Annotated in this window: 21 protein-coding genes; 3 read left to right on the forward strand and 18 right to left on the reverse strand. The window is 64.5% G+C overall.

The genetic code is table 11. The annotated features are described in order from the left end of the window. Positions 1-17 precede the first annotated feature (17 nt). The 5 genes from WH303_RS18025 to WH303_RS18045 form a co-directional block, all read right to left on the reverse strand. Positions 18-365: an FHA domain-containing protein gene (locus WH303_RS18025; RefSeq protein WP_148293259.1), complete on the reverse strand. Its 348-nt coding sequence runs from the start codon at positions 363-365 to the stop codon at positions 18-20. A 72-nt stretch (positions 366-437) separates the two neighbouring features. Beyond that, on the reverse strand, positions 438-1193 hold the full coding sequence (locus WH303_RS18030; protein WP_339520138.1) for an iron ABC transporter ATP-binding protein: 756 nt from the start codon (positions 1191-1193) through the stop codon (positions 438-440). A 15-nt stretch (positions 1194-1208) separates the two neighbouring features. Continuing rightward, positions 1209-2207, reverse strand: coding sequence for an iron chelate uptake ABC transporter family permease subunit (locus WH303_RS18035; RefSeq protein ID WP_445228309.1), 999 nt, complete (start codon positions 2205-2207; stop codon positions 1209-1211). Between the two features lie 10 nt (positions 2208-2217). Continuing rightward, positions 2218-3249: an ABC transporter permease gene (locus WH303_RS18040; RefSeq protein ID WP_339520140.1), complete on the reverse strand. Its 1032-nt coding sequence runs from the start codon at positions 3247-3249 to the stop codon at positions 2218-2220. A 37-nt stretch (positions 3250-3286) separates the two neighbouring features. Then, positions 3287-4237 carry a siderophore ABC transporter substrate-binding protein gene (locus WH303_RS18045; RefSeq protein WP_021028290.1) on the reverse strand — a complete coding sequence of 317 codons (951 nt, stop codon included), beginning with the start codon at positions 4235-4237 and terminating at the stop codon, positions 3287-3289. A gap of 509 nt (positions 4238-4746) precedes the next feature. Between WH303_RS18045 and WH303_RS18050 the strand changes: the two genes are divergently transcribed. After that, on the forward strand, positions 4747-5652 hold the full coding sequence (locus WH303_RS18050) for a DMT family transporter (RefSeq protein ID WP_339520165.1): 906 nt from the start codon (positions 4747-4749) through the stop codon (positions 5650-5652). An 87-nt stretch (positions 5653-5739) separates the two neighbouring features. On the opposite strand, the gene WH303_RS18055 is transcribed toward WH303_RS18050, so the two are convergent. Next, on the reverse strand, positions 5740-7341 hold the full coding sequence (locus tag WH303_RS18055; protein ID WP_339520141.1) for a gamma-glutamyltransferase family protein: 1602 nt from the start codon (positions 7339-7341) through the stop codon (positions 5740-5742). A gap of 74 nt (positions 7342-7415) precedes the next feature. Beyond that, positions 7416-8405 (reverse strand): Bug family tripartite tricarboxylate transporter substrate binding protein, encoded by a 990-nt coding sequence (locus tag WH303_RS18060; RefSeq protein ID WP_021028287.1) that lies wholly within the window; start codon positions 8403-8405, stop codon positions 7416-7418. A gap of 266 nt (positions 8406-8671) precedes the next feature. Between WH303_RS18060 and WH303_RS18065 the strand changes: the two genes are divergently transcribed. After that, entirely contained in the window at positions 8672-9601 is a 930-nt protein-coding gene (locus WH303_RS18065) for a LysR family transcriptional regulator (RefSeq protein ID WP_339520142.1), read from the forward strand. 9 nt (positions 9602-9610) lie between these two features. Here WH303_RS18065 and WH303_RS18070 read toward each other — a convergent pair whose 3' ends face one another. Both WH303_RS18070 and WH303_RS18075 read right to left on the reverse strand, forming a co-directional pair. Beyond that, positions 9611-10303: a uracil-DNA glycosylase gene (locus WH303_RS18070; protein WP_339520143.1), complete on the reverse strand. Its 693-nt coding sequence runs from the start codon at positions 10301-10303 to the stop codon at positions 9611-9613. A gap of 35 nt (positions 10304-10338) precedes the next feature. Further along, positions 10339-12123 carry an enterochelin esterase domain-containing protein gene (locus WH303_RS18075; RefSeq protein ID WP_339520144.1) on the reverse strand — a complete coding sequence of 595 codons (1785 nt, stop codon included), beginning with the start codon at positions 12121-12123 and terminating at the stop codon, positions 10339-10341. 178 nt (positions 12124-12301) lie between these two features. Between WH303_RS18075 and WH303_RS18080 the strand changes: the two genes are divergently transcribed. Next, entirely contained in the window at positions 12302-12694 is a 393-nt protein-coding gene (locus tag WH303_RS18080) for a YfeK family protein (protein WP_339520146.1), read from the forward strand. A gap of 33 nt (positions 12695-12727) precedes the next feature. Here the strand turns inward: WH303_RS18080 and trpC are convergent, their stop codons facing one another. The 9 genes from trpC to WH303_RS18125 form a co-directional block, all read right to left on the reverse strand. After that, the gene (gene trpC / locus WH303_RS18085) at positions 12728-13528 is read right to left on the reverse strand and encodes an indole-3-glycerol phosphate synthase TrpC (protein WP_339520148.1); all 801 of its coding nucleotides are present in this window, start codon (positions 13526-13528) and stop codon (positions 12728-12730) included. A gap of 26 nt (positions 13529-13554) precedes the next feature. Further along, complete coding sequence (trpD, locus tag WH303_RS18090) at positions 13555-14586, reverse strand: anthranilate phosphoribosyltransferase (protein ID WP_339520150.1); 1032 nt, start codon at positions 14584-14586, stop codon at positions 13555-13557. A gap of 28 nt (positions 14587-14614) precedes the next feature. Next, the gene (locus tag WH303_RS18095) at positions 14615-15274 is read right to left on the reverse strand and encodes a LysE family translocator (protein WP_339520151.1); all 660 of its coding nucleotides are present in this window, start codon (positions 15272-15274) and stop codon (positions 14615-14617) included. Then, positions 15274-15846 (reverse strand): anthranilate synthase component II, encoded by a 573-nt coding sequence (locus tag WH303_RS18100; protein WP_339520152.1) that lies wholly within the window; start codon positions 15844-15846, stop codon positions 15274-15276. Before WH303_RS18100 ends, WH303_RS18095 begins: the two co-directional genes overlap by 1 nt. Positions 15847-15848: 2 nt before the next feature. Further along, a complete protein-coding gene (locus tag WH303_RS18105) occupies positions 15849-16178 on the reverse strand; it encodes a chorismate mutase (RefSeq protein ID WP_021025706.1) in 330 nt (109 codons plus the stop codon). Further along, complete coding sequence (trpE, locus tag WH303_RS18110) at positions 16175-17674, reverse strand: anthranilate synthase component I (RefSeq protein ID WP_339520154.1); 1500 nt, start codon at positions 17672-17674, stop codon at positions 16175-16177. Before trpE ends, WH303_RS18105 begins: the two co-directional genes overlap by 4 nt. 292 nt (positions 17675-17966) lie before the next feature. Continuing rightward, the gene (gene speD / locus WH303_RS18115; protein ID WP_339520156.1) at positions 17967-18377 is read right to left on the reverse strand and encodes an adenosylmethionine decarboxylase; all 411 of its coding nucleotides are present in this window, start codon (positions 18375-18377) and stop codon (positions 17967-17969) included. Positions 18378-18417: 40 nt separating this feature from the next. Continuing rightward, the gene (gene gph / locus WH303_RS18120; RefSeq protein ID WP_339520157.1) at positions 18418-19134 is read right to left on the reverse strand and encodes a phosphoglycolate phosphatase; all 717 of its coding nucleotides are present in this window, start codon (positions 19132-19134) and stop codon (positions 18418-18420) included. 197 nt (positions 19135-19331) lie between these two features. Further along, the gene (locus tag WH303_RS18125; RefSeq protein WP_339520158.1) at positions 19332-19682 is read right to left on the reverse strand and encodes a hypothetical protein; all 351 of its coding nucleotides are present in this window, start codon (positions 19680-19682) and stop codon (positions 19332-19334) included. Positions 19683-19918 lie beyond the last annotated feature (236 nt).

Below are 19918 nucleotides of genomic sequence, written 5' to 3' on the forward strand. Positions count from 1 at the left end.
GCCGGGCCCAGGCCCACTCAAGCCCGGCCGCTGCCCAGCGCAGGCCCGGGCTGCCCCTGCGCGGCCGATCCCTGCAGGATATAGAGCTGGAAATCGCCGATCTGCACCACATCGCCGGCGAAGAGAATCTTGCGTTTGACCGGCACGCCGTTGACCAAGGTGCCATTGGTGCTGCCATGGTCCTCGATGGTCAGCACGCCGGCGCGCTCGCGCAGAAAAAACGCGCCGTGGCTGCGGCTCACACTGGGGTGGTCCAGCACAAAGCGGCTGCCGGGGTCGCGGCCAATGGTCGAGAAGCCCTCCTCCACGCTCCAGGTGTGCAGGCTCAGTCGCTTCTTGTCCTTGACCAGAATATCTTTTGCCATCGCAGGTGCCTTCTGTGGTTGCCGTTGCAGGGTGGCATGCGCCGCCGCCAATCTACCAAACAAAGGCGCAATTCAGAAATAGTCGCAAAAGCGCCGGCCGCCCACCTCATGCACCTGCACGGGGATTTCATAGAGGTCGCTGAGCACCTCATCGCGCACCACGACCTCGGGCGGCCCTTCGCAGTACAGCGCGCCGCCCTTCATCGCGATGATGTGGTCGGCATAGCTGGAGGCAAAGTTGATGTCGTGCAGCACCACCACCACCGTCTTGCCGGCATCCTGCACCGCCTGGCGCAGCAGCTTCATCATGCCCACGGCGTGGGCCATGTCCAGGTTGTTGAGCGGCTCGTCAAACAGGATGTAGCGCGTGTTCTGGCACAGCACCATGGCGATGTAGGCGCGCTGGCGCTGGCCGCCAGAGAGCTCATCGAGAAAGCGCTCGGCCAGCGGCTGGAGCTTCAAGTAGTTCAGCGCCGCATCCACATGCACGCGGTCCTCTTCGGTCAGCCGGCCCTTGGAATGCGGAAAGCGGCCAAAGGCCACCAGGTCGCGCACCGTCAGGCGCAGCGCGCTTTGGTTGTCCTGGCGCAGGATGGCCATCACGCGCGCCAGCGCATCGCTGGCGGTGGTCGTGATGTCCTGGCCCTCGATGCGCACCGAGCCCGAGGTCATCGGCATCAGCCGGCTGATGAGCGACAGTGCCGTCGATTTGCCCGCGCCGTTGGGCCCGATGATGGCGGTCAGCCGGCCTTGGGGAATGCGCAGGCTCACGTCGTGCAGCACCGTCGTGGTGCCATGGGTCTTGCGCAGCTTGTCGGTTTCAATCATGGCTGGTCACCGCGCTCAGCTCTTGGCCTTGCGCACTAAGAGATAGATAAAGGTCAGTCCGCCCAGGAACTCCACCACGATGGACAGCGAGGTGTTGAAGCCAAACAGGCGCTCGAGCACCATCTGCCCGCCCACCAGCAACAGGCCCCCCAGCAGCACCGAGCCGGCCAAGGTGTAGCGGTGCTGGTGGCTGTGCATCAGCTGGTAGGCCATATTGCTCACCAGCAGGCCAAAAAAGGTCACCGGCCCGACCAACGCGGTCGAGATGGACACCAAAATCGCCACCACCACCAAGACGCCCATCACCGAGCGCTGGTAGTTCACGCCCAGGTTGACGGCCACCTCGCGCCCCAGCGCCAGCACATCGAGCAGATGGCGCTGGCGCCAGATCCAGACGCCCACCAGTGCAATCGCCGGCAGCGACAGCAGCAGCAAGGGCAGCGAGACGGTGTTGAAGTTCGCAAACAAACGGTCTTGCAGCACGGTGAACTCATTGGGGTCCATCACGCGCCAGACAAAGTTGTTGAGGCTGCGAAAAAAGATGCCCGCGACAATGCCCACCAGCAGCAGCAAATGCAGGTTGCTGGCCTGGCCCCGGAACAACCAGACAAAGAGGCTCGTCGACAGCAGCACCATGAGCCCCACATTCATGCCAAAGCGCGAGAGCTCCGGAATCTGCATGGCCGCTGCGCCCAACGTAAAGGCCAGCACCGACTGGATCAGCTGGAACAGCGCGTCAAAGCCCATCACCGCCGGCGTCAGGATGCGGTTGTTGGTCACCGTCTGGAACAGCACGGTGGACACGCCGATGGCAAAGGCCACCGTCCACATGGTTGCCAGCTTCTTGCCGCGCAAGGGCAGCACAAAGCTCCACTCGGCCTGCACCTGGCTGGTCATGAAGTAGAGGCTGGCGAGCAGCGCCAGCGCCAGCAGCAGCCACAGGCGCCGAGCCGGGGTGCCCAGCCAGGACACGGGTGCAGGTGTGGGCGCCGCCACCGCAGGCGAGGTAGACAACGTATTCATCTCAGCCTCCCATGCGCTTGCGGCGCGACAGCAGCAGCGCCAGGAACATCGCACTGCCCAGCACCCCCATCACGGTGCCGATCGGTATCTCGTAGGGGGCGATGACCACGCGACCGATCAGGTCGCAGGCCAGTGCCATCAAGGCCCCGGCCCAGGCCACCCAGAGCACCGATTTGCGCACGTTGTCGCCCACCACCAGACGCACCAGGTTGGGCACGATCAGGCCGACAAAGGGAATGATGCCGACGGTGACGATCACCGACGCGGTGACAACCGCCACCACCAGCACGCCCTGGGCCACCAGGCGCTTGTAGTTGAGCCCCAGGTTGGTGGCAAATTCCTGGCCCATGCCGGCCACCGTGAAGCGGTCTGCCGCCATCATCGCCAGCAGCGTGATGCCCAGCGACAGCCAGAGCATCTCATAGCGGCCCTGCACGATGGCCGAGAAATCGGCCGTCATCCAGGAGCGCGCCGCCTGCATCAGGTCAAAGCGGTAGGCGATAAAAGTGGTGGCCGATTCGATCACGCCCGACAGCACGAGGCCCACCAAGGGCACGATCAGCGCCGAGCGCAGCCGTATGCGGCTGAGCACCGCCAGGAACAAGGCCGTGCCCGCCAGCGCAAACACTGCCGCCAGGCCCATCTTGCCGAACACCGGCATATCGGGCCACCACAGGATGCCGATCAGCATGCCCATACCGGCCGATTCCGCCGTGCCCATGGTCGTGGGCTCGACATAGTGGTTGCGCGCCAGCATCTGCATCAGCAGGCCGGCCACCGCCATCGCGCTGCCGGCCAGCAGCAGTGCCAGCGTGCGGGGCACGCGGCTGGCCACCAGCACCTGGGTGGCCAGGTCATCGTCGTTGTGGGAGAACAGGCGCAGCAAGGTCGTCACCGACACATCGCTGACGCCCACCAGCAGGCTGACAAAGGCCAGCAACGCCAGCAAGGCGATGGCTGGCAGCGCAAAAGCCAGCGGCCGCAGCGCAAGGCCGCGCCCGCCGCCTGGCGCTTTCTCAATCGCGGTCGTCATGCTGTGGCTCGCAACAGGGGCTGGCTCAGCACGCCAATCAGGCCTTGGAGAAGGCGTTGATCAGCTGCGTCACATCGTCATGCAGCGAGCCGGGGCTGGCATTGCCCAGCAGGTACCAGTTGGCCGAGTTCAGGTAGACGATCTGCTTTTTCTTGGCCGCCTTGGTGGCGTTGACCAGCGGGTTGTCCAGCAGCTTGGCGGCCGATGCGCCTTCGCGGCCAATGGCGGCATCGCGGTCCAGCACAAACAGCCAGTCCGGGTTGGTCTTGAGGATGAACTCGAACGAGATCGCCTGGCCGTGGCCGGCCACCTTGATGTCCTTGTTGGCGGCGGGAATGCCATAGACATCGTGCAGCATGCCAAAACGCGAGCCCGGGCCATAGGCGCTGAGCTTGCCGCCATTGGTCATCACCATCAGACCGGCGCCCTTGTTGGCCGTCAGGCCCTTGAGCTTGTCGATATCGGCCTGCATCGCGGCCATCAAGGTCTGGGCCTGGGCCTCGTTGCCGACCATCTCGCCCAGAATCTTCAAATGCTTGAAAGCGCTGGCCACCGGCTGGGTGTTGTCCACCGTCAGGTCCAAGGTCGGCGCAATCTTGGCCAGCTCGGCCACCTTGGCGGCCGAGCGGCCACCGGCGACGATCACATCGGGTTTGAGTCCCTTGACCACCTCGTAGTTGGGCTCGAACAGGCTGCCGATGCGGGTGTAGTCCTTGCTGGCGTACTGCTCCAGCACCGGCGGGAACTTCACGACCTCGGGCACGCCCTTGACCTCGGCGCCCAGTGCGCGCAGGCAGTCGAGCGCGGCCAGGTCAAACACCAGGATGGTCTTGGGCTTGACCGGAATCTGCACCGTGCCGCCCGCTTGCTGCACCGTCAGGGTCTGCTGCGCCCGGGCGGCGCCTGCCGCCCAGGGCAGGGTCACCAAGGCACCCAGTTGCAGCAGCGACTGGCGGCGGTTGACGGTGGAGCGAGCGGAGCGCGACATGGAACATCCTTTGGTCGGAAAGCCGGCAGCCCCTGCATGCACCCGACCCAAGACCGTATCGCTACTGTTTTTCTTGCGCCCGCACGCTGAGCCCCAGCGGTTGATGGAATGGAGATATCGCCTGATGCCTGCCAAGCTGCTGCGCCCGGAGGCTTTACACAACTGACACATTTGCGAATCGTTCTCATTTGAATGGTAACACGCTGTTTTGTTCCCCTCGGTTCAAGGCGGGTACAAACCCGCAGAAGGATCCAGCAGCCGCCGGACTGTCCCTGATCGGACAGTGGGGCGCAAAAACTGCAGCCACAGCGCCACGCCGGGGCCCCCAGCGGACATCCGCTTTCTACAATGGAGCCACACCAAGCCAGCCCTTCGACTCCGCAGGAGACCGGCCGCCGCATGGTGCCCCTGCCCGCGTGACTCCCCCGACAGCCCCTGCCACTGCCTCTGCCCCACCCGGCAAAGGCCTGATAAGCCCCCCTGCCCTTGCCGCGGACAGCGCCGCCCGCCTGCCCGAGACGACCCGCACCCCGCCCCCGCGCCGCCCTGGTGAAGGCTCGGCCCTCACCGGCATTGTGCTGACGGTGTTTGCCTGCGCCTGTTTCTGCCTGCTCGATACCGGCTCCAAATACGCGGGGGCGCTGTTGCCGCTCTTGATGGCGCTGTGGCTGCGCTATGTATTGCAATCGGTGTTCACCGTCGGCTGGGGCGTCTACCAATACGGCAGTGCGGCGTTCCACACCAGCCATCCGCGCTTCCAGGTGGTGCGCGCCGCGCTGTTTTGCGGCAGCAATGCCTGCGCAATGATGAGCCTGCGCTACCTGCCGCTGGCCGAGTTCACGGCCGTCGTCGCAATGACGCCGCTGGCGATGACCCTGGTGGCGGCGCTGTGGCTCAAGCAGCCCGTCAGCCCGCTGCGCTGGGTGCTGGTGGCCATGGGATTTCTGGGCACCGTGGTCATCATCCGCCCGGGCAGTGCCAATTTCAGCGGCGGCGCGCTCATCTGGCCGGCGCTGCAGCTGGCAGCCAACACCGCCTACCAGATCGTCAGCAGCCAGATGGCCGGCCGGGAGCGGCCGGTGACCACCCAGATCTACACCAGCTTGCTGGCGCTGGTGCTGACCAGCGCCAGCCTGCCCTGGTTCTGGCAAATGCCCAGCACCACCGCGCTGTGGCTGGCGGCGCTCGCCATGGGCGTGGGCAGCACCATTGGCCACCTGATGCTGCTCAAGGCCTATGAGCATGCCAAGCCGGCCACGATATCGCCCTTTCTCTACAGCCAGATCCCCTTTGCCGTGTTCTCGGGCTGGCTGCTGTATGGCCATATCCCCGACCACTGGGCGGTGCTGGGCATGGTCGCGATTGCACTGGGCGGCGCGCTCAGCGCCTGGCTGTCGGTGCGCGAATCACGCTGATCCCGGCGGGCGCATACCGACGCAAAAAAAGCGCCACCGAAACCAGTCCGGTGGCGCCCTGGGTGTGTTTAGGGCTCTGTCTGCGCGTCAGTAGGCAACCGCCTGGCCATCCTTGCGCGGATCGGAGCCGGCCACATAGTGCCCGCCTTCGCGCAGGATCAGCTGCGCACCGCCAAAGGCGAACACGCCATGGCCTTCTTCGATGGTCACTTCATGGCCCAGCGCGCGCAATGCGGCAATCACCTGCGGGTCAAAGCCCAGCTCGACGGAGACCTGGTTGCCACCGGTTACGCGCCAGCGCGGTGCATCTGCAGCGGCTTGCGGGTTCTGGCCATAGCGCAGCACGCGCACGGCCATCTGCACATGGCCCTGGCTTTGCATGGGGCCGCCCATCACGCCAAAGGCCATCTGCGGGGTGCCATCGGCATGCATCGCAAAGGCGGGGATGATGGTGTGCGAAGGACGCTTGCCCGGCGCCACCTGGTTGGCGTGGCCCGCCTCGGTGGTAAATCCCGCCCCCCGGTTTTGCAGGCTGATGCCGGTGCCCGGCACGACCACGCCCGAGCCAAAACCCATGTAGTTGGACTGGATGAAGGACACCATCATGCCGCTCTCGTCGCAGGCCGTCAGATAGACCGTGCCGCCCGGCTTGGGCGCGCCATAGCGGGCGACGCTGGCCTTGCTGCGGTCGATCAGCTGGGCGCGCTCGGCCAGGTAGGCGGAGTTCAGCAGGTCTTGCTGGGGGTGGACACGCATATGGTCGATATCGGCGTTGTACTGGGCCAGGTCGGCCAACGCCAGCTTCATCGCCTCGATCTGCAGGTGCACGGTCTCGGCACTGTCCAGCGGCTGGTCGCCCATGCCGATGGCATCGAGCAGGCCCAGCGCGATCAGCGCGGCAATGCCCTGGCCATTGGGCGGAATCTCATGCACCACCGAGTCGCCAAAGGGCTGGGCCACCGTGCCCACCCAGTCGCAGCGGTGGGCGGCCAGGTCCTCGGCCGTCATCACGCCGCCGTTGGCCTGGCTGTGCGCCGCCATTTTTTGCGCCAGCGCGCCCCGGTAAAAGGATTCACCCAGGGTCTCGGCAATCTCTTCCAGGGTGCGGGCATGGGCCTCGCTTAGGAACCAGCTGCCCGCCTGCGGTGCCTGGCCGCCCGGCGCAAAGCATTCCTTGAAACCGGGCTGGTCGCCCAGCTTGGCCAGGCCCAGTGCCCAGAGCTTGGCAATCGTGGGCGATACCGCAAAGCCGTGGCGCGCATAGTTGATCGCCGGTTGCGCCACCTGCGCAAAAGGCAGCTTGCCAAAGCGCTTGGACAGCTCCACCCAGCCGGAGACCACGCCAGGCACGGTGACCGCATTCCAGCCTTTTTCCGGGATACCGCCGAGCTTGTCGAAGTACTCCGGCGTCCAGCCCGCTGGCGCGCGGCCCGAGGCGTTCAGGCCATGCAGCTCCTGGCCGTCCCAGACAATCGCGAAGGCATCGCTGCCAATGCCGCAGCCCGTGGGCTCCACCACCGTCAAGGTCATCGCCGCGGCCAGCGCCGCATCCACCGCATTGCCGCCTGCTTGCAGCATGCGCAGGCCCGCTTGCGCGGCCAGTGGTTGCGAGGTGCTCACCACATTGCGGCCCAGGATGGGCGAGCGCTGCGAGGCATAGGGCTGGGCCCAGTCTTTCACGGTGGTCATGTCTTGTCTTTCTGAATGCAATCGGGAGGGCAGCCGGGGCGGCAACGACCGCCCCGGTCTGGTGGTGGCAAGGCTTATTCGAGCGTGATGTGGTTGTCCTGGATCACCTTGGCCCAGCGCGCGCTGTCGGCCTTCACCAAGTCCGCAAACTGCGCAGGCGTACCAGGCTTGGCCACATCGGCGCCCAGCTTGGCCAGGCTGGCCACCACATCGGGATTTTGCATGGCCTTGTTGAAGGCGGCATTGATCTTGGCGGTCAGCTCGGGCTTGAGGCCCGCCGGCGCATAGACGCCAAACCAGGTCACCGACGAATAGCCGGGCAGACCAGATTCAGCCACCGTGGGCAGCTGGGGCGCAAGCTGGGTGCGCTCGGCGCTGGTGACGGCTAGCGCACGCAGGCGGCCGCTGGCCACATGGGGCATGCCGGTGGGGATGGAGTCAAACAGCAGATGCACCTGGCCGGTGGCCAGATCGCTGATCGACTGGGCCGTGCCCTTGTAGGGCACATGGGTCAGGGTGATGCCCGCCTGGGCCGCAAAGGCAGCGGTGTTCAGGTGCACGATGGTTCCATTGCCGCTGGTGGCGTAGTTCAGCTTGCCGGGGTTGGCCTTGGCATAGCTGATTAGCTCCTGCACGGTCTTGACCGGCAGCGAGTTGGTGACCAGCAGCACGCTGGCCGCATCGGCCACATGGGCGATCGGCGTGAAGTCCTTGTCCGCGCGGTAGGCCAGCTTGGGCATCAGGTGCGGCGAGATCGCATGGGTGCTGCTGGTGGTGAACAGCAAGGTGTAGCCATCAGCGCTGGCCTTGGCAGCCTCGGCCGTGCCGATGGTGCCGCCCGCCCCCGGGCGGTTGTCGATCACCAGCGACTGGCCCAGCTCCTGTGACACCTTTTGCGCCACCACGCGGGCCACCAGATCGGTCGCGCCGCTGGGCGGAAAGGGCACGATGACGCGGATAGCGCGCTCAGGCCATGTGCCGCCCTGCGCAGCGGCAAACGGGGACAGCACAGCCAGCGCCGTGCCAGCCACCAGGCCGGCGAGCAGTGGCCGGCGGCCAGGCATGCGAGAGAAAAGAGAAGAGGTAGTTGGCATGGTGGTAAGCGTGTTGCAAAACATCTGCGAAGCACTCTGCGCTTGTGGCGCGGGCCAGAACAACCGGTTCTTTGCGCCCATGGCGGGTGTGCCATGCGCGCTGGGGCAAAGGCGCCTGCGTGAAGCCTTGCATATTAAAAGCCTGTGACAACCGACACCACCACCGATTTGGCAAGGTAGGTTTGCCGATACGGCAATGGGTTTATGCTTAGACCATTCATTTGCGCAATACCACCATGCCCCACCGCCCGCCTACCCATCTACAGGACACCGCGCTGCGCTACTTCCACGAGGTGGTGCAGTGCGGCTCGGTCAGCGCCGCATCCTTGCGCCTGCATGTGGCCAGCTCGGCCGTCAGCCGCCAGATCAGCGGGCTGGAGGCCCAGCTGGGCACGGCGCTGTTCGAGCGCCATGCGCGCGGCATGCAGCCCACCGCCGCCGGGCAGATCCTGGCCGAGCTAGCGCGCCGCATCAGCCTCGATGCCGAGCAGGCCATCGATGCCATCCATGCGCTCGACAGCCTGCGCGCCGGTCTGGTGCGCATCGCCACCTCGGATGCCTTTGCCAATGAGCTGCTGCCCCAGGCCTGCGTGGCTTTTGCGCGCCGCCACCCGGGCCTCAGGTTTGAGGTGAGCATGGTGCCGACATTGCAGGTCTCGGCCAAGCTGCTGGCCGGCGAGGCCGATATTGGCCTGCGATTCAGCATCTCGCCGCTCAAGAACATTGCCGTGGTGCACCGCCAAAGCGCGCCGGTGCTGGCGGTGTTGCCGCCCGGCCATGTGCTGGCAAGCCAGGCATCGCTCACCCTGGCCGAGCTGGCCCGGCATCCGCTCGCCTTGCCGCCGGCCGAGACAGCGATCCGCCAGATGATCGACCTGGCCTGCAGCCGCCAGGGCCTGCAGCTGGACCCGGTGCTGACGACCAACCATGCCAAGACCTTGCTCAATTTTGCGCTGCATGGCGGGGGCGTGACCGTCTCCAGCGAAGTGGGGGTTCGCCATATGCTGGCAGCGGGCAGCCTGGTGGCCCGCCCCTTGACCGATGCCGGCCTGGACCTGCGCGATATCGAGGTGCAAACCCTGGCGGGCCGCCAGCTGCCCGCCGCCGCCCAGGCCTTTTTGGGGCTGCTGGTGCAGGAGCTGCAGGCGCTGCCGGGCCCGCGCTAAAACAGGTTCTTACAGACCCAGCTGCTTGCGAAACGCCTGCGCCTGGCTGAAGTGCCCATTGCCGATAAAGGGCACCGGTGGGCGCAGCGCCGACAGCGGCGAGGGGTGGTTGCTGGTCAGCACCAGGTGGCCCCGGTCCTGCGGGATCAGCACGCGCTTGCTTTGCGCATGGCTGCCCCAGAGCATGAAGACCACCGGCTTGTCGCCCTCGGCCACCTGGCGGATCAGCGCATCGGTGAGCAGCTCCCAGCCCTTGCCACTGTGGCTGGCGGCCTGGCCTTCTTCCACCGTCAAACAGGTGTTGAGCAGCAGCACGCCATGGGTGGCCCATTTGACCAGGCTACCGCCTGGATCGGGGAAAGGCGGAAAAGGCACGCCCAGGTCGCGCTGCATCTCCTTGAAGATGTTCTGCAGCGATGGCGGCAGGCGCACACCGGAGGCCACGGAAAAAGCCAGGCCCTCGGCCTGGCCGCGCCCGTGGTAGGGGTCCTGCCCCAGGATGACCACGCGCACGCTCTCGGGCGGGGTCAGGCGCAGAGCGCGCAGCGGCTCGGGCGGGAAGACCACCGCGCCTTCGTCCAGGCGCTGCTGCAGGTACTGCGACAGCTGCTGGCCCTTGGAGCTTGCAAAGAATTGGTCCACCGTGGCTTGCCAGCCGGCAGCCACCTGGTGGTCATGGAGCGCTTCAGATGTCAGTTGCATGCCCGCATTGTGCACGCTGCGCGGGCGCCTCTGCACTATCGCCCTTGGCAGACGGCTTGTTGCCTAGGCAGTGCTGCGGGGTTGAGCAGCGCCACCAGGCCGCAGGCGATGGAGCCCTGCCAGTGCACATAGTCGTGGCCGGTGCTGTGCTCCCGCTGGGTCACGCGGTAGCCCTGGGCGCGCAGCACATCGCCCAGCTCGCGGCTGGTCTCCAGAATGCCAGCCTGCCCGCCGCGTGCGCTTTCGTAGAGGCCCGCATCCAGGTAAAAACGGATGTCCTTGCGGGGCGCTTCCGCCCACCAGCGCGCCATCGCATTGGGCGCTTCAGCCTCCGGCGCCCACCAGTAGGAGCCCGACAGGCTCAGCACATTGCCAAAGCGCTCCGGATGGCGCAGCGCCATATAGCTCGATGCCAGCCCGCCATAGCTGGAGCCGGCAATCACCGTGCGCGCAGCGGGCACATCCAGCCCTTGCGTGGCCAGCCAGGGCATCAGCTGCAGGCCCATGAAATCGGCAAACGCCGGGTTGGGCGGCAGCTCGGTATTGCGCAGCTCGCTGCTGGCATTGGCCACCAGCACCACGGCCGTGGCCGGGATCAAGCCCTGCGCCTGCAGCCGCTCGGTGATCTGCGGCGTGGGCACCTGGCGCAGATAGGCATGGGCATCGAACAGCACCAGCAAGGCGCGCTGCTCCGGGGCGGCCTGGGCCCAGCTAGCCGGGCGGTAGATCCAGACATCACGGCCATGACCCAGGGCCGCCGAATGCAGCCAGTGGCGCTGCAGATCGCCCGGCAACGGCCCGTTGGCCGGCTGCGACCAGGGCTGCGCCGGCGCATCGGGCAGCTGCAGTACCGAGCGGCCCTGGTATGGGTCCACCGCTGCAGCGCCATCGTCCGACGCGGCCCAGCTGCGCGGGTTCAAGGGGTCGCGCTGCAAGGTCGCCAGAATGCTGCGGCGCTGCTCAATGGCCGTGCCTTCGATATTGGGCACATCGGGCGCCATGCCATAGCTCAGGCGCGCATCGCTGGGCATCACAAAGCTGCTCCACCAGACATCCGAGTTGCCCAGGCGCTGCAGCGATTCATGGTTGCCCGAGGGGCTGCCAAACAGGCGCACGCTGTGCTGCGCGCCCCGCCATAAAAAGGTGACGAGCCGTTCCTTGTCGCTCCAGGGCTCCACCAGGGGGGTGCCGCTGTCGGCCATCTCGTGCCAGAAGGCGGCGGTATCGCCACCGCCTGCCAGCTGTCTTACCAGGGCTTGCAGGCGCGGGCTTTGCACCGGCTTGTTGGGCAAGGCCACCGTCTGGTCGGCGCGAGGCGCCCAGGCCCGTTGAATCTCGATGCGGTAATGGCCGGGCCTGGCCTGTGCCGGGAGCGGGGCTGCCTCTGTGCCACTTCGGCTGTAGGCGATGGCCGGCTGGGCATTCCAGTGCAGCACCAATTGCTGGCCCGCCTGGGCCTGCCAGCTAAAGCCTTCCCCCACCCCATCGCTGCGCAGCAGGCGGCGCACATGGCGGCCTGCGGCATCTTGTACATCCAGCTGCACACCGCTGCCATCGACTTCGCCGCGCACTACGCTGCCCGCGGGCACTTGCTGGGCATCGAGTTGCCAGCGCTGCTGCGCGCCGGGGGTCAACTGGCCTTGCACCGTTTGCCCCACACCCAGGGACTGGACAGGTGGTACCCGATCAGGCGTACTGGCGCAGCCACTCAGCATGGTCAGCACCAGCGCTGCACTGGCAGCGAGCCCCCGCAGACAAGACGGCAGCGGTTGTAAAAATGGAGAAGGTGTCCGGCGTGCAATGCGATCATGGATACTCATAGGAAACAATGGCAAACAGGCTGGCGCCTCCCCTGCTTGGCAGGGGGCCGCAAACCTGAGATCAAGGGAGAGAGGCTGACAAAATGCCCACTTCTTAAATTTTAGAAATGGGAATTATTCGCAATTGATACTAGCACAGCGCAAGCGCTGCCAGATCCACCCCATCCCATGACAAGCTATGCCCTACCGACAAAACCCATGGAGCCTGGCCCTGGCCACCGCCTGTTTGCTGCTCAGCCTGGCAGCGAGCGCGCAGACCGGCAGCAGCGACACCAGCACCACCGAGCGCGAGATTCATGCGCTGTTCAAGGCTTTGCAGCAGTCGGGCTGTGAATTTGCCCGCAATGGCCAGTGGTACAGCGCCAGCGAGGCCAGCGCGCATTTGCAGCGCAAGTACAGCTACCTGCAAAAAAGAGCATTGGCGCCCACGGCCGAGGACTTTATTGCGCGTGCGGCCAGCCAAAGCAGCATGTCGGGCAAGCCCTATCTGGTGCGTTGCCCCGGCCAGCCTGAAACGCACAGCCAGCGCTGGTTTGAGGACCAGCTGGCCAAGGCGCGCGCTGCGCAGTAGCGGCCTTGCACCGCTACCGGTTGCTTTGCTGCTTTAGGCGAACAGCTTGGCCAGTGCGTCGCCCGGCTCATCGGCGCGCATAAAGGCCTCGCCCACCAGGAAGGCGTGGATGCCGGCCTCGCGCAGCGTCTTGACATCGTCCGGGCTGGCAATGCCCGACTCGGTCACCAGCAGGCGGTCGGCAGGCACCTGCTTTTGCAGATCCAGGGTGGTCTGGATGCTGACTTCAAAGCTGCGCAGGTTGCGGTTGTTGATACCGATCAGCGGCGTCTTGAGCTTGAGCGCACGCGCCAGCTCGGCGCCGTCATGCACTTCAACCAGCACGGCCATGTCCAGGCTGCGTGCGATCTGCTCCATCTCGGCCATCTGGGCGTCGTCCAGGCAGGCGGCGATCAGCAGCACGCAGTCGGCGCCCATCGCCCGCGATTCATAGATCTGGTAGGGATCGACCATGAAATCCTTGCGCAGCACCGGCAGCAAGGTGCTGGCCCGGGCCTGCTTCAGAAAATCAGGCTCGCCCTGGAAGAACTGGCGGTCCGTCAGCACCGACAGGCAGGCGGCGCTGGTCTTGCCATCGCCCACCATATAGCTCTGGGCAATGTCGGCCGGGTCAAAGTCGGCACGGATCACGCCCTTGCTGGGGCTGGCCTTTTTCACCTCGGCGATCACGGCGGCCTGGCCTTGCGCGATCTTGGCGCGCAGCGCGCCGACAAAGTCACGGGTCAGCACACGGCTTTCGGCGTCGCGGCGCATGGCCTCGAAGGGGATGCGCTTCTTGGCGTCGGCCACTTCGATAAGCTTGGCGTCGCAGATGGTTTTGAGAATATCGGACATAGTTTTCCTTGTGTAGGGCGGCCCGCTCAGGCGGCCAGTTGGCGCGTCAGCGCCACCAGGTCCTGCAGTTTTTGCAGCGCCGCACCGCTGTCAATGGCGGCGCGGGCGCGCTGCAGGCCATCTTCGATCGAACTGGCCACATTGGCCGCATAGAGTGCCGCGCCGGCGTTGAGGCAGACGATATCGCGGGCGGGGCCCAGCTCGCCTTGCAAAATACCCATCAACATGGCCTTGGACTGCTCGGCATTGTCCACGCGGAAGGCGCGGGTGCCCACCATCTGGATACCAAAGTCTTCCGGATGGATCGCGTATTCGCGCACCACGCCGTCCTTGAGCTCGCCCACCAGCGTGCTGGCACCCAGGCTGATTTCGTCGAGGCCGTCGCGGCCATAGACCACCAGCGCATGCTCGGCGCCCAGGCGCTGCAGCGCACGCACCTGGATACCGACGAGGTCCTCGTGGAAGACGCCCATCAGGATATTGGGTGCGCCGGCCGGGTTGGTCAAGGGGCCCAGGATATTGAAGATGGTGCGCACGCCCAGCTCCTTGCGCACGGGGGCCACGTTCTTCATCGCCGGGTGGTGGTTGGGCGCAAACATGAAGCCGATGCCCACCTCGGCAATGCTCTGGGCGATCTGCTCGGGGCTCAGCTGGATATTCACGCCCAGCGCTTCCATTGCATCGGCACTGCCCGATTTGCTGGAGACGCTGCGCCCGCCATGCTTGCTGACCTTGCCGCCAGCCGCGGCAATGACAAACACCGAGCAGGTCGAGATGTTGAAGGTATTGGCGCCATCGCCACCGGTGCCAACGATGTCGACCAGGTGCTGGCGATCAGCGACATGGACCTTGTTGGAGAACTCGCGCATCACCTGGGCGGCGGCGCTGATCTCGCCAATGGTTTCCTTCTTGACGCGCAGGCCCGTCAGGATGGCGGCGGTCATCACCGGGGAGAGTTCGCCCTGCATGATGATGCGCATCAGGTGCAGCATCTCGTCGTGGAAGATTTCGCGGTGCTCGATGGTGCGCTGCAGCGCTTCTTGGGGAGTAATCGACATGGAGGTTCTCGCTGTATCTGGGGGAAGGTCAGGCACCGGGCTTGTCGCTCAGCGCCAGCTTGAGGCCAAAGCCAATGAACATGGCGCCGGCCGCGCGGTCGAGCCAGTGCAGCCGCTGGCGCAGCCAGCCCGCGCGCCGCGCCATGCCAGCACCCATCCCCACCCAAAGCACATTGACGGGTATGGCGTTGAGGTTGAAGAGCAGGCCCAGCGCAGCAAAGGCCAGGCTCTTGTGGGCATAGTCAGCGGCGATGAACTGCGGAATAAAGGCCAGAAAGAAGATCGCGACCTTGGGGTTGAGCACATTGGTCCAGAAGCCGCCCCAGAAGATGCGCGCCAGGCTGGTATCGGGCTCGGACAAGACCGGCTCCGTACCGGCAGGTGCCACCAGCTTGCTATTGTTTTTGCTGCGCAGCATCTGCACACCCATCCACAGCAGATAGGCCGCGCCCAGCCACTTGAGCACGCCAAAAGCCGTGGCGGAGGCCGCCAGCAAGGCACCGACGCCCAGCGCAGCGGCCGTCACATGCACCATGCAGCCGGCGGTGATGCCGGCGCTGGCCACCAGGCCGGCACGCCAGCCCTGGCGCGCCGCATGGCTGAGCATGTAGAACACGTCCGGCCCTGGGGTGAGGTTGAGCAGCCAGCCAGCAGCCATGAACATCAGCAACTGGTGCAGCTCGATCATCAGCGCTGCTCCAGAAAGTTCTTCAGCATCGCATGGCCATGCTCGGTGAGGATGCTCTCGGGGTGGAACTGCACGCCCTGGATCGGCAGGCTCTTGTGGCGCACGCCCTGGATTTCGCTATCTTCACTGGTGGCAGTCACCTCCAGGCAATCGGGGCAGCTGCTGCGCTCGATCACCAGCGAGTGGTAGCGGTTGACCGTGAACTGCGCGGGCAGATCGGCAAACACACCGGCTTGCGTGGTCGTGATCACGCTGGTCTTGCCATGCATTTGCTGCACGGCCCGCACCACCTTGCCACCAAAGGCCGCGCCAATGGCCTGGTGGCCCAGGCACACGCCCAAAATCGGCAGCTTGCCAGCAAAGTGCTGGATCGCCTCGATGGAGATACCGGCTTCGGCCGGCGAGCAGGGTCCGGGCGAGATGACCAGCCAATCGGGCTGGTGGGCAGCGATGGCCTCGAGCGAGGTCTCGTCATTGCGCACCACCACGACCTCTACCCCCAGCTCACCGAAGTACTGCACGATGTTGTAGGTGAAGCTGTCGTAGTTATCGACCATCAACAGTTTTTTCATCGTCACTCCCGGGGTGTGCCGCCCGCCTGCAGGCGGGCCAGTTCGCGGTGCTCGTAGGCGATATAGGCCTCCATCATCGCGCGGTAGATGGCCTCGATCACATCGGGCTGGCCGCCTTCGAGCGCAGCGCGCTCACGCACGCGGGCAACGATGGTTTCGATGCGCTCTTCGTCGCGCACCAGTTCGGGGTTGTTCTTGACCTTGGCGGCCTGGGTCATGTAGCCGCCGCGCTCCACCAGCAAAGGCACCAGGATGTCGTCGAGCGCATTCACATTGCGGCGCACATCGGCCATGGTGTTGCAGTCTTCTACTTTGTCGATAGCGCGGGTCATTCCAGTCCTTCCTCAACGAGTTCAGCGGCACGCAACAGTGCGCGCGCCTTGTGTTCAGTCTCTTTCCACTCCAGCTCGGGCACCGAGTCTGCGACCACGCCGGCCGCAGCCTGCACATAGAGCATGCCGTCCTTGATGACGCCGGTGCGGATCGCAATGGCCAGGTCCATGTCGCCGGCAAAGCTCAGGTAACCGCAGGCGCCGCCGTAAATGCCGCGCTTGACCGGTTCAAGCTGGTCGATCACCTCCATCGCATGCACCTTGGGTGCGCCCGACAGGGTGCCGGCCGGGAAGGTGGCCTTGAGCACATCCATGCTGGTCATGCCGTCCTGGAGGATGCCTTCGACATTGCTGACGATGTGCATCACATGGCTGTAGCGTTCGACCGCAAAGGCCTCGGTCACCTTGACCGAGCCAGTCTTGGCAATGCGGCCGATGTCGTTGCGCGCCAGGTCGATCAGCATCACATGCTCGGCGCGCTCCTTGGGGTCGTTCACCAGCTCCTGCTCGGTGGCCTTGTCTTTCTCTGGCGTGGCCGCGCGCGGCCGGGTGCCGGCCAGCGGGCGGATGGTGATCTTCTGCCCTTCTTCGACCTGCTCCTGGCGCACCAGAATCTCGGGGCTGGCCCCCACCACCTGGAAATCGCCAAAGTGGTAGTAGTACATATAGGGGCTGGGGTTGAGCGAGCGCAGCGCGCGGTACAGCGACAGCGGGTTCTCCGTGTAGCGCTTCTGGATGCGCTGGCCCACCTGCACCTGCATGAAGTCGCCCGCGGCAATCATCTCCTTGGCGTCGAGCACGGCCTGGAGGTAATCGGCTTTCGCAAAGCTACGCTCGGAAGGGTAGCTGTCACCGGCCTTGATCTGCGGCACGCTGACCGAGTAGCGCAGCTGCTCCTTGAGCTGGCGCACGCGCTTCTTGGCCTTTGAATAGGCCTCGGCCTCGGCCGGGTTGGCGTAGACGATCAGGTAGAGCTTGCCCGAGAGGTTGTCGATGACGGCGACTTCTTCGCACTGCAGCAGCAGGATGTCGGGCGTGCCCAGGCTGTCGGGCGGGCAGCTGTTCTCGAGCTTTTTCTCGATGTAGCGCACCGCGTCATAGCCAAAATAGCCGGCCAGACCGCCGCAAAAGCGCGGCAGGCCGGGCGACAGCGCGACCTTGAAGCGCTTTTGGTAATCGGCAATGAAATCCAGCGGATTGCCCGCATGGGTCTCGACCACCTGGCCATCGGTGACGACCTCGGTGCGGGCCTCGGCGCCAAAGCCGCTGGCGCGCAGCAGGCTGCGGGCGGGCAGACCAATAAAACTGTAACGGCCAAAACGCTCGCCGCCGACGACGGATTCGAGCAAAAAGCTGTGCTTGCCATCGTCATGCGTGTGGCATAGCTTGAGGTACAGGGACAGAGGGGTTTCCAGATCCGCAAACGCTTCTGCGACGAGAGGAATGCGGTTGTAGCCTTGGTTGGCCAGACTTTTGAATTCGAGTTCGGTGATCACGAAGAACCATCCCCAGCTTGAGCAGCGCACGCTGGATGTGTGCGTATCGTGCGCTGCAGTTCATCTTTGGTGGACTGGTCTTGCAACCAGCCCTCGGGCGCACGCTGGGGCGTGTTACCCAGCGGCAGTCAAACAGTCATAGATACAGGCTTGCGCCAGGGCCAAGCTCCCCGGTCGGAACGACCTGTAATGACTGCGTGATGGATGAACATGGCGCCTAGTGTAGCAAACGAATCTGCAAACGACGGTGTAAAAACCAGAAAACCGGGGATTAACCAGAAAACGGGGGATTTCAGCGCGGCAAGCCGGCAGTTGCCCCCCCGCTGGCCTGCAGACTGCCCCGCTGCAGCCGCTGGTGCTGGCAGCGCATAGGCTGCAAGGCGCCCACCAAGCGATCGACGACCTGCTGCGCCTTGGCCGAGTTGTCGCCCGAGAAATTGCAAACATAGACATCGAGCGTGACATGGCCCAGCTCCGGCCAAGTGTGGATCGCCACATGCGACTCGGCCAGCAGCACCACGCCAGTGACGCCGCCGGGCTGGCCGTTGTGGCTGGGAAACGGCACCCAGCTGTCATGCATGCGCGTCAGCCCCGCCTCGGCCACCGCCTGGTTGCACAGCGCAGCGAGCGCCTGCGCATCGACCAGCCAGGCCGCAGGGCACTGGCAGTCGTACAGGTCAGCGGTCAAATGCAGTCCGTCCACGTCTTGCTCTTCTCAATACCGGTCTGGGTGGCGAGGCACCTCAGGCCTGCAGCTCACTGAGCGCATCGACATAGCCGGTCGCCGCCACCTGGCGGATCGGCTGGCCATGGTTGTAGCCGTAGCTCACCAGCACCACCGGGCAGCCCGCGTTGTGCGCCGCCTCGGCATCGTTGCTGCTGTCGCCCACCATCAAGGTCTGGGCCGGCTTGCTGCCCAGCGCCTCGCAGGTCTTGAGCAGCGGCAGCGGATCGGGCTTCTTGCGCTCAAAGGAATCGCCGCCAAACACATGGTCAAAATAGTCGCGCAGCCCCTTGGCGCGCAGCAGCGGCTCGGCAAAGGACAGTGGCTTGTTGGTCAGGCAGGCCATCTTCAACCCCTTGGCGCGCCATTGCGCCAGCCCCTTCTCCACCCCGTCATACACGCGGGAGAAGCGGCCATTGATGGCCAGGTAGTGGTGCTGGTAGCGCTCCCAGGCCTGGGCATAGCGGTTGTCGATCTCGGTGGCCGGCACCGGCTGGCCGATCGGTTGGTGCACCTGGGCCAGCACATGGGTCAGCACCGCCCGCAGCAAGTGCTCCGAGCCCTTGCCTACCATGGGCTCGATGGTCCGCACATCAATCGCCGGCAGCTGCAGATCGGCCAGCATGCGGTTGAGCGCCTCGGCAAAGTCCCCCATGGTGTCGACCATGGTGCCGTCGAGGTCGACGATGACGGCTTCGCAGCGCTGCTGGAGCAACGGAATAGAGATGGCAATCATGAAATAAAGTTCACAAATCCAAAGGAATTGATGTTATCCCTCAAGAAATAGGGTTGCAAAATCGAAGCCTTCTCTCGAGAACCTGAGGGGAGCCCCAATGGAACCTATCACCTGGCGCTGGCTCGAGATCTTTCCTAGGCCTGTAGATTTTTGAGCAAAGCTTCATGAGCCAAGCAAATTGTCTAGGAATCTAGCATTCAACCAGACTGATCGGAACCTGCTTGAGTTAGCACCAAGTTCACTGGCAACTTGTCATCCGCCAAAAGCCGCGCATAGCGCTTTTCCCACTCAGGGTTGCGATGCCCAATTAGTCGAACAGACTCTCGATAGAGCTGATCAACTAAATATATAGAGGCGCCCACTTCCCCAGCACAGCGCAAGATGAGATCACAGGAGACCTCAACGAACAAAGCGGAAAGTATGTCGTTTGCTTCTTTGGTACTTGCTGAAAAGTGACCATTTCGCAGCGACACAACAACATCCCGAGTAGACACAATCGGGCCGTAAGGTACATTCAAGTGTGTGGAAATCATGTAAGCGCCGGACATGCTAATTCCAATGTTGTGTAGGCGAGTGTCGCACCTTAGCAGTCTTGAGCAGCTAAGTTCCTTCATCTCAGGACTCACATGACCTTTTTCTTAAGTTCCGAGGAGAAAGGCCACGTACAAAGCTTAGAAGCCCAAGTTACCGATTTCTACCGAATCTTAGGAGGGTGTGCAGAATTTTGTGTAAACGGCCAATTCACTGCAGGCGACAGCCTGCTTGTCCGTAAACACAATGACAT

This window comes from Comamonas sp. MYb69, assembly GCF_037479315.1.
In the GTDB taxonomy this organism is placed as follows: domain Bacteria; phylum Pseudomonadota; class Gammaproteobacteria; order Burkholderiales; family Burkholderiaceae_C; genus Comamonas.